Here is a 17,079-nt window from a genome sequence, read left to right on the forward strand (position 1 = left end):
GAATGCATTATTTCATGAAATCTTCCTTGAACAGCTTGATCAAAGACTTTTGATTCATGCTGTCGGGCATGATTTTCATCAGGTTATTTCGGATTGAAATTAAGAATTTATTCTCCCATTGAGCAACATCACCGATCAATTTTGAAGTATCTGTGATATACTTGGTCCTCGCCAGTCTTCTTTTTTCAAAAGCAAGGAATGCTTGCTCCACGGACTGCTCTTTCTGTAGCTCATTATGCAGTACGGCTACATCTTCCATGGCTTGGCAGGCTCCTTGGCCCATATTTGGGGTACAGGCATGTGCGGCATCACCAATGATCAAGATATTACCAAAAGCAAAATTCTTTATGGGTTGGATATCGATGATATCGGACCAGATCAAATCAGCATCCAAGGTTTTGTCCAGCACTTCCTGAATGGGCTGATGGTAGTTTCCAAATTGGCGCTTCAGGTCCTCTACTTTGTAATCTCTGAAGACGGGGTTTTGTTGTGGCCCATTGATGCAGGCATACCAATAGATCCGTTGGTTAACGAGAGGGGTTAAGCCAAATCGGCCTTTGTTTCCCCAAGTTTCCGAACCTCTTTTCAGTTGGAGATCTGAGTTGTCAATGGTAGCACGCCAACAGCTATAGCCGGCATATCGTGGTTTGGATGCAGGGAGTAGTTTTTGGCGCAATGGAGATTTTACACCATCGGCAATGATGAGGTATTTAGTTCGATGGGAACTTCCATCCTCAAATTGGATCTCCACATGATCTGACTTTTGAAGCAAATTGCAAGCTTTTTTGCCAAGGGCAATGGATTCTTGTTTTACTTTGGATAAAAGGTAGAGATGTAGGTCTGCGCGATGTATGGCAAAATTCTTTTGCTCGTATTTATCGGATAATTTAGTGGTGTTTGGGTTGACCAGTATATTCCCTTTTTGATCTAAGATAGCAAAGGAGTCTAGGTAATAACCGATCTTTTCGACTTCTTCGCGAATGCCTATATATTCCAGGGCTTGCATGGCATTGGCAGCCAAACCAAATCCGGCTCCAATGCCTTTGATTGCTTGGGCTTGTTCAAAAAGGGTGAATTCACGGTTAAGGTTTTGGAGGGCTATTGCTGCGGTCAAACCGGCAACTCCGGCCCCAATAATGGTAAATTCACTTTGTACTTCCATGTCAGAGACTTTTTGAGATTTCGTTTGTCAGGATTTCAAAATCTTGAACGGATAGGCGTTCTGCCCTCAATTCATAGAGCGGGTTATCGCTCATTCTATCTTTTGGGACTACTGCTGAGAGTGCATTCCTAAGGGTTTTTCGCCTTTGGTTGAAACCAGCTTTCACTACGCGCCAGAATAATTTCTCATCACAGTCCAAGGTTTCACGATTGTTTCTGACCATGCGCATTACCCCGGAAAGTACCTTTGGCGGTGGATTGAATGCGCCCGCTTTTACCGTGAAAAGATAAGAAACATCATAGTAAGCTTGCAGAAACACACTTAAGATTCCATATTCCTTGTTTCCAGGTTTGGCAACGCAACGTTCCGCAACTTCCTTTTGGAACATACCCACCATTTCGACCACACGGTTTCTTTCTTCCAAGACCTTAAATAAGATTTGGGAAGAAATATTGTAGGGAAAGTTCCCGATAACGGCCATCTTTTCGCCGAAATACTGGCTGAAGTCTAAGTTCAGGAAATCGCCATGGATCAGGCGATTGCCGAGTTCAGGGTATTTGTCTGCTAAGTATTCAATGGATTCATCATCCACATCGATCAGGAAAGTCTCGTAAGCCTCGTTTTGCAACAAGAAATCGGAGAGTACGCCCATTCCAGGTCCAACTTCCAAGACCTGCTTAAAGCCAAGAGAAGGAGTTAATGCATCAACAATTCGTTGTGCGGCATTTTTATCGTTAAGGAAATGCTGACCTAAATGTTTTTTTGCGCGTACTGAATCCATAGGAATTATTTGCCACAAAGATAGTGTTTTTTAAGCGAGCAGGATTTGAATTATATGTTCCATTTGCATGTTAATGCCAATAGAACCTTAATGTTTATGATTTTTTGCTATTTTTGACTATATCTAATAGCATTGAAGATGAGTGAGAAACTAAAAATAGGCATTTCAGTAGGAGATATTAACGGAATCGGTTTAGAGGTAATTATTAAATCCTTGATGGATAACCGTGTTATGGATTTCTTTACGCCCATAGTTTATGGCAATACCAAAGTTGCCTCATTCCATCGAAAGGCCATTGGAGTGAATGACTTCAGTTTCAATGTGATCAATTCAGCGGATCAGGCGAACCCAAAACGTCCTAATATGATCAACTGTTGGCAGGAGGATGTGAAGATCAGTTTAGGTGAGCAAAATGAAATTGGCGGAAAGTATGCCTTTGTTTCATTGCAAAAGGCTACTGAAGATCTGAAAGCAGGTCTGATTGATGCCTTGGTCACTGCACCGATAAACAAACATAATATCCAGCAAGAAGGCTTTAATTTTCCGGGACATACCGAATACCTACAGAATGCATTTGAAGCCAAGGATGTGTTGATGTTTATGGTGAGCGATGATCTTCGAGTAGGGGTTGTAACCGGACATATCCCTGTGAAGGAAGTGGCCGCTTCGATTACAGAAGACAGCATCTTGCACAAATTAAGGATGATGAATGAGAGCCTGAAGAAGGATTTTTGGATTCAAAAACCAAAGATTGCTGTATTAGGCCTGAACCCGCATGCCGGTGATGATGGGCTGATCGGTACTGAAGATCGGGATATCATCAAGCCAGCCATTGAGAAAGCAAATGAAGAAGATATCTTCTGTTTTGGGCCATTCCCTGCAGATGGTTTCTTTGCTGCTGATGCCTATACCAAGTTTGATGCGGTCCTTGCGATGTACCATGACCAAGGATTGATTCCATTCAAACATATTGCTGCCCGTAACGGCATCAATTTCACGGCAGGTCTTCCAGTTGTCCGTACCTCTCCCGATCATGGAACCGGATACGACATCGCTGGAAAAAATCTGGCCTCGCATGCATCATTTTTAGAAGCGATTTTTGAAGCTGTACATATAGTTAATAGACGTAGAGAACAAGAGGTTCTGACTGAAAATCCATTAGCATTCCGTAGACTATCGAAAGATCGTGACTAAGTAAAGCCTGGATTTTATAAAGGCTGCCATCTGTTGTCTATAAATTTCATTACTTTTGCACTTTGTTGCTATGAGTGAGAATTTAAGTCATCCCATTTTTTCCATAATAAGAGAATTAGCCCATCAGGAGGGTGTTTCCTGTTTTGTTATCGGCGGTTATGTCCGCGATAGAATCATGGGCCGTCCATTTAAGGATGATATTGACATCCTTGTCTTGGGAAGCGGGATTGATTTTGCCAATAAATTAGGTGAAAAACTACATACGAAAGTTGCTGTCTATAAATCTTTTGGAACAGCGATGTTGGTTTATGAAGGCCTACAGGTTGAATTTGTGGGTGCTAGAAAGGAATCTTACCGAAAAGATTCCAGAAAGCCGATCGTAGAGGACGGTACCTTGGAAGATGACCAGAATCGACGTGATTTCACCATCAATGCCATGGCTTTTTCGTTGAATGAAGCGAATTATGGCGAGCTCATCGATCCATTCCAAGGGCTTAACGATATCCAAAATAGGCTGATAAAAACTCCATTGTCTCCGGATATCACTTTTTCAGATGATCCATTGAGAATGATGCGCGCCATCCGTTTTGCTACCCAGTTAAACTTCAGGATCGATTCAACCGCGCTGAATGCCATCAGTGAAAATGCTGACCGGATTCAGATTATCTCTAAAGAACGTATTACTGACGAACTCAATAAAATTATCCTTGCTGAAAAACCTTCTATCGGTTTCAAGTATTTATTTGATACCGGCCTTTTGGAGAGGATATTCCCAGCTATGTATCAATTGTACGGCGTGGAATACGTAGATGGTAAGGGCCATAAGGATAACTTTTACCATACGCTTGAGGTTTTGGACAATGTAGCCGAGATGTCTAATGATCTTTGGCTTCGTTGGGCTGCAATCATGCATGATATTGCCAAGCCGGCTACCAAGCGATTTGATAAAAAGGTAGGATGGACTTTCCATGGACATGAGGACCGTGGTGCGAAGATGGTGCCTAAATTGTTTGCTGATCTGAAGCTTCCTTTGAATGAAAAGATGAAGTTTGTGCAAAAATTGGTGATGCTCCACCTGAGACCGATCGTTTTGGCTAAGGATATCGTGACGGATTCAGCGGTCCGCAGATTATTGTTTGAAGCGGCAGATGATATCGATGATCTGATGTTGTTGTGCCATGCGGACGTCACCACCAAAAATGAATATAAAAAGAGGAAGTACCGGGACAATTTTGAACTCGTCAAACAAAAACTGAAAGATGTTGAAGAGCGAGATCACCTAAGAAACTGGCAACCTCCTGTGGATGGTGATGATATCATGAAAACCTTTGGTATCGGGCCTGGAAAACATGTTGGCATTATCAAGAAAGCGATTCGCGAAGCGATTTTGGAAGGCGAAATTCCAAACTCTAGGCAAGAAGCACTATCCTTGATGATAGAAAAAGGGAAGACCTTGGGACTAACCAAAGTTTGAACAGATTGATTTTTTAAAAAAATATGTAATTTTAAAGCTTGAAATAGAGCTTATCCAAATTAATACATTTTACGAATATGGCGATTTATAGATTTAGAGTAACTTTTGAAGACTACGAAGATGTTTACAGAGAGATTGACATGCCTTCAAAAAGTACTTTCTTAGATTTACACACACAGATTCAAAAAAGTACTGGCTACGACCAAGAGCGTTCCTCTTCGTTTTATGTGAGCAATGACCAATGGAAAAAAGGTACTGAGATTGCTTACTTACCAAACGAAAGGAAGAAAGCAGCTGGCGTTTTGATCGTGGAGGATGTTCGTTTGAGTAAATTTATTGATGATCCTCATCAAAAGTTTTACTACACGTATAACTTTGACCGTCCTTATGATTTTCATGTGGAATTGATCAAGATATTGAAAGAGGAAGAGGGTAAAGAATATCCGGCCTTGTTCAAGAAAATCGGTGAAGCCCCAAGAAACTTGACGGCTGCAAATTTCCCTGTTACGGCGGATGATGAAGATGATGATGAATTTGTACCAGAAGATGCTGAAGAATATGGCGTAGATGAGGAGGATGACTATGATATGTTTGATGATGAGGAAGGTGAGGAGTCGGAAGGTGAATCGAACAAGTCTAATGAGGAAGATTATTAATATCGATCAACAATAAGATTTTGAATAGATGATAGAGCTTCTATCATCTATTTTTTTTATGCTATAAATAGAGAAAAAGGATGTCCACTGAATTGAATAGGCAAAAAACATTGATAGTTGTCGTTGGACCTACCGCGGTAGGGAAAACTGCACTGGCAATCCAATTGGCCAATCATTTTAAAACATCCATTATTTCTGCCGATTCCAGGCAGTTTTACCATGAAATGAGCATAGGGACTGCCAAGCCCAATGCGGAAGAGTTAGCACAGGCAAGCCATTATTTTATTAATTCTCATTCCATTGCTGAGGAGTATACGGCTGGGGATTTTGAGCGGGAGGCTTTGGTCCGCTTAGCAGTTCTATTCAAGAGTACCGATGTGGTAATTGCGGTTGGTGGTTCTGGACTTTTTGTTAGAGCATTGACCGAGGGTTTGGACGATCTTCCCAAAGCGGGTGAGGAAATCCGGGAAAAGCTGAATGAATGGTTTCGGTTGGAAGGATTGGAGCCCTTGAAACAAAAGCTCAAGGAGATCGATCCAACATACTATGAAAAGGCAGATATTGATAATCCGCAACGTGTAATCCGTGCAATAGAGGTTTTTGAGGCTTCTGGAAAACCGATCTCTTATTTCTTGAACATGCAGAAGACGGAAAGACCTTTTCAGGTGATTACGATTGGCCTAAATACCGATCGAGAATGGTTATATAATCGAATTAACCAAAGGGTGGATCTGATGATGGAGGCTGGTTTATTGGAGGAAGTTAAATCTTTATTGCCTTTCAGGAATAAACCTGCACTCTTGACCGTAGGTTATGCTGAAATCTTTGAGTATTTGGATGGGAAGATCAGTTTGGAGGACGCAGTTTCGCAGATCAAGCAGAATTCCAGAAGGTATGCAAAGAGGCAGATCACTTGGTTTAAGAAATATGGTAATACCGTCTGGTTTGAACCCCAAGCTAAAGACGAGATTTTCGCCTACCTAGATCAAACCCTTAAAAACAACGATTAGAAATTCTAAAAAATAAAAATAACCCCGCTAGTCAATGTCAATAAGTTGATGTTTTTTATGCGGAGGTTCATCCGAAGCATCTCGGAGAAATGCGGATCTTCAAATTCAACGACGGCCTTTATTGAATTGACGAACAGTTCTTCAATCGAAGATTGAAGATGACAAAGTCTCTAGGAGGAGAGCCGTACAGATTCTTCACTAATCGTTCAGAATTGGAAATGAATTCAGTAGGGATTTTCAGAAAAATATTTCACCCCCGCTGGGGGTTGCCTATCCTGGCAAACAACCATCCTTCCGCAGGAAGCACTTTAGCCCCCGGCTCATTTCCTTGGCGGAGAGATGGATAGAATGCCGATGACTTGCGCAATGAGATTTCTAAAATAATTGAACCTGTCTAGGGTTCTCTCTTGTTAGAATTATGCATAGTTAGTGAGTCAAGGAACATTCATCCTTCCGCAGGAAGCCCTTTAGCCCACGGCTCATTTCCTTGGCGGAGAGGTGGATAGAATGCCGTCGACTTGTGCGATGGGATTGCTAAAATAATTAAACCCCTCTAGGGTTCTTTTCTTGCTAGGATTCTAAATTGTTAGTGAGTCAAGGAACATTCATTCTTCCGCAGGAAGCACTTTAGCCTCCGGCTCATTTCCAGTGGCGGAAAAATGGATAGAATGCCGATGCCCTGTGCGATGGGATTGGCCTTGGAATGCTTTCAATAGATCATCCCATTAAAAGGGATGGTCTCTTGAAAGATATTCCCGACAACAAGGCATTCTATCCATGTGTGGGAGACCGTGCGAAAAGCCACCTTAAATGGGCCGAAGGTTTTTGGTTACTTTTGGGCTCCAAAAGTAACAATAGGATTGGTGTCCTTGAGCTCCTTCGTAGGTTTGGTACTTTTGGGCTTAAAAATAAAAATAGCCCCAATAGGGCTATTTCCAATAACAGTGTATTCTTTCTAAGAGTTAGATGAATTAGTCATTCGGTAAATATTCATTGATATATTTGATATCATCTTCTTGAAGACCTTTCTCCGTATCAGTGATGGTCCATAGGATATCCTGAAGTTTGCCGGTTATTGCATTATAGTTTTGATCTACCTGATTATTCTTAAAATATTGCTCAATATTGATTTTCTTATTCTTCAATCTATTGATTAAATCATGTAAGCTTGAGGAATTTGAAATAACGGCGAAATCGTATTTCTCAGTTTCTGAAGAAGCATATTTACTTTCATTTCCGCAATACATGTGTAGATCCAGATAAATAGTCTTGTTTGCTGGGATATCGATGCTTACCTTTTTCAATAGTACACCATTTTGATAGTCACCAGTTCTCGATTTAATGATAAGTCCAGCGGGTAATTCTAATTTTTTAGTGCTTGAGGTGCTGTTTTTCAATTTGATTCCCAACCTTACGAAATAACCACTTCCACGCGAGAAATCAGGTGAAAGATCTGCTGCAACTTCAGCTTTAAGATTAGATGCTCTTTTGGCAACCATAGCTTTCTTAGCGCTAGCTCTGGCAGTTGTGTTATAGTCACCTTCATATCCGGTGATTTCACCTTGCAGTTCTATGCCTTCGGGAAGGCTATATTTCTGACCAGTTGGCTCTCCATCAGTATTTCCAAGTCCTGGGATCTTACCTGGTAGGTCTTCAACGATTTCGATTTCATCGTCCTTGTCGTCTTTGCCGCACGAACTGATTGCAAATGCTAATACCAAGGATAATAATACGACAAATGGAATGCGGATTTTCTTTTTCATGTTTTTTACAGGATTGATTTTTTGTGTTGATTCAAAGGTATTGCTTAATAAAAAAGGGGTAAATACCTGTATTCGGGTAATTCTACTTACTGTTTTTGTTACGAAAACCATTTCGCTATTCGCGCAATCGATTGATAGGTTAGGGGCTTTTTGAAATGACTATCTTAGATTCATATAAATCTAAAACAGAAAATGATTTTTAGGAAAGAGTACCTATTGATGATGGTCGGATTGCTTGCCAATTCGATTGGTTTTGCGCAGTCTAGAATGGAAAAGTCTTTTAATGAGGGCTGGAAATTCTATAAGGCAAATAACTCCACTTTCTTCACTGATTTCGAAAACGGCCAAAAATATTTTGAGAACCAAGGACAATGGACCAAACTGGAAGTATGGGAAGATATAACCTTGCCACATACTTACAATAAGGACGATATGCAAAAGGATCGGAACTTCTTTGAAGGGAAAGCTGTCTATCAGAAAACATTCCGTCCTGCTGAAACCGATAAGGAGAGAAGGACCTTTTTGAAGTTTGAAGGCGTTGGTGCCGTGGCGCAGTTGTTTGTCAACGGAAATTATATTGGAGAACATAAAGGTGGCTATTCGATGTTTGTCTTTGAAATCAGTAATTCCATTGAATATGGAAAGGACAATAGCATTACGGTAATTGCAGACAATAAATCGAGAAAGGATATTATCCCGATCAACCATTTCCTTTTTCCTGTATATGGTGGTATTTATAGACCTGTGCACCTGATTACGACCAACAAAACCAATTTTGTGGTTACGGATCAAGCTGCTCCTGGGATTTTCATCAGGCAGAAAAATGTATCGAGCAAATCTGCGGATATTCAGGTTGAGGCAAAATTAGAAACTAAGGAAAAGACCATCCAAGAGGTGGAATTGAGCATAGAGATCAAGGATGATCAGGGCAAAACGGTTGAAACGCAGAAATACCCAGTTAAGATTTCGCCGCAAGGGGTGACCTATGTGAATGAAACGATCAAAATGAAATCCCCGCATCTATGGGATGGAATCAGGGATCCTTATCTATATTCTTTAACGGCAAAGATTACCGCCAATGGCAAAGAGCTTGATGCCGTAAAACAGCCATTGGGCATCCGTCACATCGAAATGATCGCTAATAAGGGCGTGTTTCTAAATGGTAAGAAATATCCAATGTATGGAGTGACCAGGCATCAGGACCGAGAAGGATTTGGCTCGGCATTGAGCTTTGAACAGCATAAGGAGGATATGATGCTGATCAAGGAAATGGGAGCGACGACCATTCGATTGGCCCATTATCAGCAGTCGCCGCAGATGTATGCTCTGGCAGATTCGATAGGCTTCTTGACCTGGGCGGAAATACCTTTTGTGAATAGGGTTTCCTACTATGAGAATGATAACGCCAAGCAGCAAATGGTCGAATTGGTAAAGCAAAACTTTAACCATCCATCCATCTATATCTGGGGAGTGCATAATGAAGTCTATTCCAAGACTGCCGATGAACAGGTGCCAGTATTGTCGAGAGAATTGAATGACATCGCTAAAACATTGGACCCTGATCGCTATACGGTTGCCGTTACGGGATACAATGTGATTGATAGGCAGGAAAATTTAAGTACCGATGTGCAGGGTATCAACCATTATTTTGGTTGGTATGGAGGCAAGATCGAGGATTTGGGACCTTGGGCACAGAAAGTGCAGAAGGATTTTCCTGAATACAAGATTATCCTTTCGGAATATGGTGCTGATGGGAATATCGATATTGGCAAGGAAGAGGTCGAGGCGCCCAAGGATGTGATTTCGGGGAAAGCATTCCCTGAGAATTACCAGACTGAGACGCATATTCAGCAATGGGCGGCTATTGAAAAGAACCCAATCATCTTGGCTTCTTATCTATGGAACAGTTTTGAGTTTGCTGTGCCTGCTTGGAACCGTGGTGGTGTGAATGCACGAAACCTAAAAGGGCTGATTACCTTTGATCGTAAAAGGAAAAAGGATTCCTTCTATTGGTATAAAGCCAATTGGAACCCTGAACCTATGATCTATCTGGCAAATCGCAGGGATAGTGTCCGCACGCATAAAAACAGTAAGATCCAATTGTTCTCTAACCTTCCTAAAGTCCAACTGATTGTCAATGGTAAAGAATACCAAGCAAAACAAGGAGTAAACTCGAAGCATTGGGTCGTTGATAATGTGGAATTGAAACAAGGGGAAAATAAGATACAGGCGAAAGGGAATAGTGGCAGCGAAGTGTTGACTGATGAAATGACCTGGACCCTACAATAATTAAAACCTATGAAAAGCATACTTAAAACGATATGTGTTGCAGCCTTAGCCTTGGTATTTAGCCAAGACTCTTATGGGCAATGGACTGGTCCGAAAGTGAAACCGACTGCGAAAACGGAAGTGAAATATGGCTCATTGACACCTGAGCACCGTACGGATGCCAATATGGAGGCTTTCCGTAATTATGGCCTTGGGCAATTTATCCATTGGGGCTTATATGCCATTCCGGGGAATGAATGGGAAGGGGTGAGTGCCAGAAAAGGAGCTGCTGCTTCAGAATGGATCAGGACCTGGTCTGGACCTACTGCGCCGAAGAACTGGAAAGAAACCTACGATAACCTTTATAAAAAGTTTGATCCGAAGGATTTTGATGCCAAGCAATGGGCTAAGCAAGCTAAGGATATGGGTGCAAAGTACATGATCTTTACTACCAAGCATCATGATGGTTTTGCCCTTTGGCCAACCAAGTATTCTGGCTACAATATCACTAAATCACCGTATAAGAAGGATATCGTAAAGGAGGTTGTGGATGCCTATACTGCTGAAGGGATTGATGTCTATCTGTATTTCTCCATTTTGGAATGGAACAATCCAGACTATCTTTCTAAAGAACCAAAGACGGAGGACGAAAAGAAGAAGTACGATCGTTTCTTGCAGTATACAAAAAATCAATTGTTGGAACTATTGGCTAACTACCCGCAGATCAAAGGATTTTGGTTTGATGGTACTTGGGATCAATCTTGGGTGAAGGCTTATGATTTTACCTATAATCTGGAAAAGGAATTGCGGACGAAGCATCCCGGTTTGATTATCGGTTCGAGGTTTAGGAACGATGAACATGGCAAAAGGCATTTTGATAGCAATGGGAAGATCCTTGGTGATTATGAGCAAGGTTGGGAAAGGAAATTGCCGCAGGAATATGAATGGCTAGATGGAAATGATTGGGATGCAGTAATGACGATCCCTCCTAATGGCTGGGGTTATATGAAAGACTGGTCGGGGATCTATACGAAAACTACGGATGACCTTCTGGACATGTTGATGCATACAGTCTCGCTGAATGGTAATTTTGTGTTGAATTTTGGTCCTGACGGCCAAGGTTTGATGCATCCCGAGGAGGATAAGATTGCAAAAGAACTGGGGGAGTGGATGAAGGTGAATTCGGAGGCAGTTTACGGAGTGAGACATGCAGATCTTCCAAAAACAAAATTGGGCTACCTGACGCAGAAGGATAAAAATCTATATTTAACGGTGTTCAACAGGCCAGTAAACAATATTGCCAGGATTGCTATTCCTAAAAAAGCTACGGAAGTTCCTGTAGAAGCGGTACTGCTTTCAAATGGGCAAAAATTACAAGTGAAACATTCTGATATTGGTCTTGATTTGGATAAAAACACCTACTATGATGTGATTATTCCTGCTGATTTCAAAGCAGAACGAGCATTTGTGATTAAAATGACAATGGGAGCTCCAGCAACGAAGTCAGAGAAGCTGATGGATGCCAAGATGTAAACTGAAGGATTAATTTCTCTCTTGGACGCTGGCTTCGAGGTCACTGAGCTTTTTCTTAGGTTTCTTGACGGTATCGTCTTGACCGGCAAGCTTGTTCCAGATTTTTCTAGATTCCTTGGTCAATAATGGGGAAATAATAGAAAGGATCAATACATAGACCACTACAAAGGATTGTATTACGGGAAGGAGCTTGCCTGCTTTACCAATATTGGCCATGATAATAGAGAATTCCCCTCTTGCCGATAGAGTAAAGCCAATATCCACTGAATTCTTTGGTTTCAGTCCGGAGAAGCGGCTTGCAAAATAACCGGAAGCTACATTGCCTACCACCGTAATTGCTGCGGCAAAGGTTGCCCAGCCAACAGCTCCACCGAGGCTGTACATGTCTATAGAGAGGCCAAAGCTAAAGAAGAACATGGCGCCAAAGAAATCCTTGAATGGCAAGACTATTCCTTCGATTTTCTTCAGGTATTTGGAGTCTGCAAAGACCAATCCTGCCATCAGTGCTCCAATGGCTTCAGCCACATGGATGGTTTCTGAGAAGCCAGCAATGACAAACAGTAAGCTGAAAATAATCAGGATAAACAGTTCTGAGGATTTCTCCTGAAGGAGCTTGTCGATGAATGGAACGAGCTTCCTTCCAAGGATCAGGAAGGATAGGATGAAGCCTAGCGCCAATAGGGAAGTCCCTGCTACGGTCCAGAATGAACCGCCTCCAGTAAGGATTAAGCCCGATAAGAAAGAAATATGCATGGCGATAAACAGGTCATCAAACATGATCATCCCCATGATTACTTCGGTTTCAGGGTTGGCAGTACGTTTCAGGTCGGTCAATACCTTGGCAACAATTGCGGTGGACGAACTGGTCATGATACCACACAAGACCATCATTTCTTTGAATGGGAGGTTCATCATCCATCCCACCAATAGCCCAGAGAAAAAGTTAAGCACGACGTAGATACTTCCTCCTGCTACGATTGATTTCCCCGATTTGATAAGCCTACCGACTGAAAACTCAAGCCCTAAATAGAATAAAAGGAAAAGCACTCCCAGCCGTCCCATAAAGTCGATGAACGGTTTGCTTTCGGTAAAGGTCAGGAAAGACCATACCGAGTCGACAGTAGAGGTTAATCCCTCGTTGTTGACACTGGCTAAGAAATCTGCTATGAATTTGGGATAAGATTGATTGCCCAGTACCATACCAATCACGATAAAAAAGGGGATCACTGAAAATTTTAGTCTATTGGCAAGTAGGCCAACTGAAGCTACTAATAGTACTGCGATTCCAATTTCTATGATGAGGTTACTGTGCATGTTATTCTTATAGTAATATTTCCTTTAAAAGTTTGATGTTTTTCTGCTTTCCGGCGATTACCAGGGTGGTTCCCGGCGTAATAACGTAGTCGGGGCCTGGATTAATAATGGTTTCCTCTTCGCGGATAGCAGCGATAATGGAAGCTCCGGTACGCTGTCTGACCTCCAATTGACCGATACTCTTGTTGACTCCGTCGTTAGACTCGCCAACCTTGTACCATTCAATGCGTAGGTCGTCCAATGCCACCTCGATGGTTTCCAATGCCTTGGGCTTATAGGAAAGCCCTCCTAAGATTCCGGCAACCTGACGAGACTCCTCATCCGACAATGTCATCACACAGTGGGTTTCGTTATCATCATCCTCATGGCGGTATAACTCTCTGCGTCCGTCATCATGGATGACAACCACCATATTGTCTCCAGCATCAGTTTCAATTTGGTATTTCTTACCGATACCAATTAGGTCACTTTCTCTAACTATCGACATGATTTCCTTTTATTTAATTAAAAATTAGAAAAATTATTTTTCGTTATCCTCAAATATATCGATTCTGAATGGATTATTCGGCATTTACGATCTTATAACTGCCATCCGGCTTCTGTTCTGGCCGCCCCACCGCGATATTTTTTGAATGGTAAAATAAGAATACCCAGCCTTCTGGAGCACCTGCAGCCCAGTATTTTGCGCGTAGGTCCCTGGCTTTCCTGCCGTCAAAGTCATACTTGGCAATAAAGCTTCGGAAGATTTCCTCGGGTTCTGGTAATTCATCTCCTCCAAAGAAAAAATGTTCACCCTCGGTTTCTACATGGAATACCTGGTGGAACTCGCTGTGTCCTCCTGAAAGCTCATAGCGGATCTCTGGAGTCAATTGTCCATCTCCATTCACAAATAAAATATTGCCACTTCTCTGCAATACATCAAATACCTCAGTGCGATAGGAAGGGGATTCATAGCTGTAGGCTGCTTCCCATTCTTGTTCTTGGATGACATATTCCGCATTTGGAAAAGCTAAGCGCTTTACGCCATCTTTGATGTCCACCATGCCGCTTGCATGATCTTTATGCAGATGGGACATGAGAACATAACGTACGTCATCGATAGAGAAACCTAGTTTTTTGATGTTTTCATGGATGACCAATTCGTTGTTTTCATTGCGCAGCCCAAGACCAGTATCCAGGACGATAAGGCCATCTTTGGTTTCAATTAGAAAAGGGTGTACATGAATGAACAGCGATCCGGGTCTATCTTTTGGATCATCTTTTTTTGGGTCGAAGGGGATAAATTGCTTGCTTATATCTACAGAGTAGGAACCTTCAAATAGTGAATGCGCTCGAGCCATTTGTATTTGTTTGTTATCTTGACAGTTATGTGTGCATATCATTTTACATCGAGGTCCTCATTAGGTAAGTCCCCTGATATAATGTATCTTTACACGTTTATTATAAGGCAAAGATATGCAAAAAAGGTGGGTGCTGAAACCTAAAAAGAACGTAGAGCAGGCGAAGAAGCTACAACAGGAGCTGGGTGTAAACCATATAATTGCAGAACTTTTAATAAACCGTGAGGTCGAAACCTTCGACCAAGCGAAAGACTTTTTCCGCCCTTCTCTTGACCATCTTCACGATCCTTTTCTGATGAAAGACATGGACCGAGCAATCGACCGGATTGAACGTGCCATCGGCAATAAAGAAAAGATTTTGATCTATGGTGACTACGATGTCGATGGAACCACCGCCGTATCTGTTGTCTACAGTTTTTTCCGTGACTTCCATACGGGATTGGAGTTCTATATTCCGGATCGCTATGCGGAAGGCTATGGGATTTCCAATAAGGGGATCGATTATGCAAAGGAGAATGGTTTCTCCCTGATCATTGCCTTGGACTGTGGTATCAAAGCAGTCGATAAAATTGAATATGCAAATGCCAAAGGAATCGATTTCATCATCGGTGACCACCACCTGCCGGGCGATATCCTTCCTAATGCCGTTGCGGTATTGGATCCTAAGCGTGTAGACTGTCCTTATCCTTACAAGGAATTGTCAGGCTGTGGAATCGGATTCAAGATCATTCAAGCTTTTATCAAGCAAAACAAAATGTCAATGGATTTGGCATATCAATATCTGGATTTAGTGGCGGTTAGCATTGCTTCGGATATTGTACCCATTACTGGTGAGAACAGGATATTGACACACTTTGGATTGAAAAAGCTGAACAGCAACCCGTGTTGTGGACTTCAGGCTTTGATCAATCTTTCTACCCATAAATCTGGTCATTTTACGGTTAATGATATTGTCTTTCAGATTGGTCCACGAATCAATGCGGCCGGTAGGATAGACCATGCAAAAGATGCTGTGAAATTATTGATTGCAAAGACTTTGCCTGAAGCGAGAGTGTTCTCTGCCAGTGTAGATGATCAGAATAAAGCCCGTAAGGACTTTGATCTGAAGATTACGAAAGAAGCATTGGATTTGTTGGATAACAATGTGCATCTGCAGACCAGAAAAACCACCGTTCTCTATAAGGAGGATTGGCATAAAGGGGTGATCGGGATCGTCGCATCTCGATTGACCGAAAGATATTATAGACCTACCATTATCTTGACCAATACCAATGGGCATATCGCAGGATCTGCCAGATCGGTGCTCGGATTCGACCTATATGAAGCATTGAGCGAATGTAGCGACCTATTGGATCAGTATGGGGGTCATAAATACGCAGCAGGATTAACCATGCCTACAGACAATATTGGTCTTTTTCAACAACGTTTTGAAGAAGTCGTGAGCAAAAGCATCAAACCTGAGATGCTGCAGCAGGAGGTTTCTATTGAAAAGGAAATCAGGCTGTCAGAGATTGATCCTAAGTTTTATAGGATCTTGAGTCAATTCCAACCTTTTGGTCCGCAGAATGAAGCTCCAACTTTTCTTTGCAAAGGCGTGACGATGGGTAACAATGCCAATGTCGTTGGCAGTACACATTTAAAGTTTTCCGTAAAACAGGAGGATTCCGCTATATTTGAGTGTATAGGCTTTGGTTTAGGCGAATTTGCCGAGCTGATCAATTCGGGGAAACCCTTTGATATATGCTTCAGTATTGAGGAAAACTCTTGGCGTGGCAAGAAGAATTTGCAACTAAATGTAAAGGCAATTCGATTTTAAAAAATATATTTGCAAATAAGGGTTTATTCACATGATTCTAAGAGCAGAACATTTAATCAAAAAATATAAACAACGAACAGTAGTAAACGATGTATCCTTCCATGTTGAACAGGGGGAAATCGTAGGTCTTTTAGGTCCTAACGGTGCCGGAAAGACAACTTCCTTTTATATGATCGTTGGATTGATTAAACCTAATGATGGACATGTCTACTTAGATGACTTGGAAATAACGCAAGACCCAATGTACAAGCGTGCGCAGCGTGGTATTGGTTATCTTGCTCAGGAAGCTTCAGTTTTTAGGAAGCTATCTGTTGAAAACAACATCCTAGCCGTATTGGAAATCCATTATCCCAACAAAGAAGAGCGCAAGGCTAAACTGGAAGAGTTATTGACTGAGTTCAGTTTGCACCGCGTCCGCAAGAATCGTGGTGACCTCTTGTCGGGTGGTGAGCGTAGAAGAACGGAGATTGCCAGAGCATTGGCCGCAAACCCTAACTTTATTCTCTTGGATGAGCCTTTTGCAGGTGTTGACCCTATCGCTGTAGAAGAAATCCAAACTATCGTAGCCAAATTGAAAACCAGAAATATCGGAATCCTGATCACTGACCACAATGTTCAAGAAACTCTTTCCATTACGGATAGAGCTTACCTGTTGACGGAAGGGAAGATCATGCTGACCGGTACTCCAGAAGAAATTGCCGACAATGAACTTGCACGTAAGTTCTATTTGGGTAGACATTTCGAATTAAGACGTAAAAAATTCTAAAA

At 41.9% G+C, this 17,079-nt stretch carries 15 protein-coding genes; 9 read left to right on the forward strand and 6 right to left on the reverse strand.

From position 1 onward, the window contains the following. Positions 1-7 precede the first annotated feature (7 nt). Both ACK2WI_RS14625 and rsmA read right to left on the reverse strand, forming a co-directional pair. Positions 8-1,162, reverse strand: a complete 1,155-nt coding sequence (locus tag ACK2WI_RS14625; RefSeq protein WP_409151459.1) for an FAD-dependent monooxygenase — start codon at positions 1,160-1,162, stop codon at positions 8-10. Between the two features lies 1 nt (position 1,163). Beyond that, positions 1,164-1,943, reverse strand: a complete 780-nt coding sequence (gene rsmA, locus ACK2WI_RS14630) for a 16S rRNA (adenine(1518)-N(6)/adenine(1519)-N(6))-dimethyltransferase RsmA (RefSeq protein WP_409151460.1) — start codon at positions 1,941-1,943, stop codon at positions 1,164-1,166. Positions 1,944-2,081: 138 nt separating this feature from the next. Between rsmA and pdxA the strand changes: the two genes are divergently transcribed. The 5 genes from pdxA to ACK2WI_RS14655 all read left to right on the forward strand — a co-directional run bounded on the left by pdxA (position 2,082) and on the right by ACK2WI_RS14655 (position 7,247). Further along, on the forward strand, positions 2,082-3,137 hold the full coding sequence (pdxA, locus tag ACK2WI_RS14635; RefSeq protein ID WP_409151461.1) for a 4-hydroxythreonine-4-phosphate dehydrogenase PdxA: 1,056 nt from the start codon (positions 2,082-2,084) through the stop codon (positions 3,135-3,137). Positions 3,138-3,207: 70 nt separating this feature from the next. After that, complete coding sequence (locus ACK2WI_RS14640; RefSeq protein ID WP_409151462.1) at positions 3,208-4,611, forward strand: CCA tRNA nucleotidyltransferase; 1,404 nt, start codon at positions 3,208-3,210, stop codon at positions 4,609-4,611. A gap of 77 nt (positions 4,612-4,688) precedes the next feature. Further along, positions 4,689-5,267, forward strand: a complete 579-nt coding sequence (locus tag ACK2WI_RS14645) for an IS1096 element passenger TnpR family protein (protein WP_093100492.1) — start codon at positions 4,689-4,691, stop codon at positions 5,265-5,267. A gap of 80 nt (positions 5,268-5,347) precedes the next feature. After that, positions 5,348-6,277 carry a tRNA (adenosine(37)-N6)-dimethylallyltransferase MiaA gene (gene miaA / locus ACK2WI_RS14650; protein ID WP_409151463.1) on the forward strand — a complete coding sequence of 310 codons (930 nt, stop codon included), beginning with the start codon at positions 5,348-5,350 and terminating at the stop codon, positions 6,275-6,277. A 703-nt stretch (positions 6,278-6,980) separates the two neighbouring features. Continuing rightward, positions 6,981-7,247: a hypothetical protein gene (locus ACK2WI_RS14655; RefSeq protein WP_409151464.1), complete on the forward strand. Its 267-nt coding sequence runs from the start codon at positions 6,981-6,983 to the stop codon at positions 7,245-7,247. A gap of 1 nt (position 7,248) precedes the next feature. Here the strand turns inward: ACK2WI_RS14655 and ACK2WI_RS14660 are convergent, their stop codons facing one another. Then, entirely contained in the window at positions 7,249-8,040 is a 792-nt protein-coding gene (locus ACK2WI_RS14660) for a hypothetical protein (RefSeq protein ID WP_409151465.1), read from the reverse strand. 192 nt (positions 8,041-8,232) lie between these two features. Between ACK2WI_RS14660 and ACK2WI_RS14665 the strand changes: the two genes are divergently transcribed. Both ACK2WI_RS14665 and ACK2WI_RS14670 read left to right on the forward strand, forming a co-directional pair. Continuing rightward, positions 8,233-10,329 carry a glycoside hydrolase family 2 protein gene (locus ACK2WI_RS14665; RefSeq protein ID WP_409151466.1) on the forward strand — a complete coding sequence of 699 codons (2,097 nt, stop codon included), beginning with the start codon at positions 8,233-8,235 and terminating at the stop codon, positions 10,327-10,329. Between the two features lie 9 nt (positions 10,330-10,338). Continuing rightward, entirely contained in the window at positions 10,339-11,841 is a 1,503-nt protein-coding gene (locus ACK2WI_RS14670; RefSeq protein ID WP_409151467.1) for an alpha-L-fucosidase, read from the forward strand. Between the two features lie 9 nt (positions 11,842-11,850). Here the strand turns inward: ACK2WI_RS14670 and ACK2WI_RS14675 are convergent, their stop codons facing one another. The 3 genes from ACK2WI_RS14675 to ACK2WI_RS14685 all read right to left on the reverse strand — a co-directional run bounded on the left by ACK2WI_RS14675 (position 11,851) and on the right by ACK2WI_RS14685 (position 14,495). Next, a complete protein-coding gene (locus tag ACK2WI_RS14675; protein ID WP_409151468.1) occupies positions 11,851-13,155 on the reverse strand; it encodes a cation:proton antiporter in 1,305 nt (434 codons plus the stop codon). Between the two features lie 7 nt (positions 13,156-13,162). After that, complete coding sequence (locus ACK2WI_RS14680; protein WP_093101632.1) at positions 13,163-13,642, reverse strand: cation:proton antiporter regulatory subunit; 480 nt, start codon at positions 13,640-13,642, stop codon at positions 13,163-13,165. A 73-nt stretch (positions 13,643-13,715) separates the two neighbouring features. Beyond that, on the reverse strand, positions 13,716-14,495 hold the full coding sequence (locus ACK2WI_RS14685; protein ID WP_409151469.1) for an MBL fold metallo-hydrolase: 780 nt from the start codon (positions 14,493-14,495) through the stop codon (positions 13,716-13,718). A gap of 115 nt (positions 14,496-14,610) precedes the next feature. On the opposite strand from ACK2WI_RS14685, the gene recJ reads away from it, so the two are divergent. Both recJ and lptB read left to right on the forward strand, forming a co-directional pair. Then, complete coding sequence (gene recJ, locus ACK2WI_RS14690) at positions 14,611-16,311, forward strand: single-stranded-DNA-specific exonuclease RecJ (RefSeq protein WP_409151470.1); 1,701 nt, start codon at positions 14,611-14,613, stop codon at positions 16,309-16,311. A 31-nt stretch (positions 16,312-16,342) separates the two neighbouring features. Next, positions 16,343-17,077 (forward strand): LPS export ABC transporter ATP-binding protein, encoded by a 735-nt coding sequence (lptB, locus tag ACK2WI_RS14695; protein WP_093101628.1) that lies wholly within the window; start codon positions 16,343-16,345, stop codon positions 17,075-17,077. Positions 17,078-17,079 lie beyond the last annotated feature (2 nt).

Origin of the sequence: Sphingobacterium sp. BS-2, assembly GCF_046161205.1 — a bacterium.
Lineage (GTDB): Bacteria > Bacteroidota > Bacteroidia > Sphingobacteriales > Sphingobacteriaceae > Sphingobacterium > Sphingobacterium mizutaii.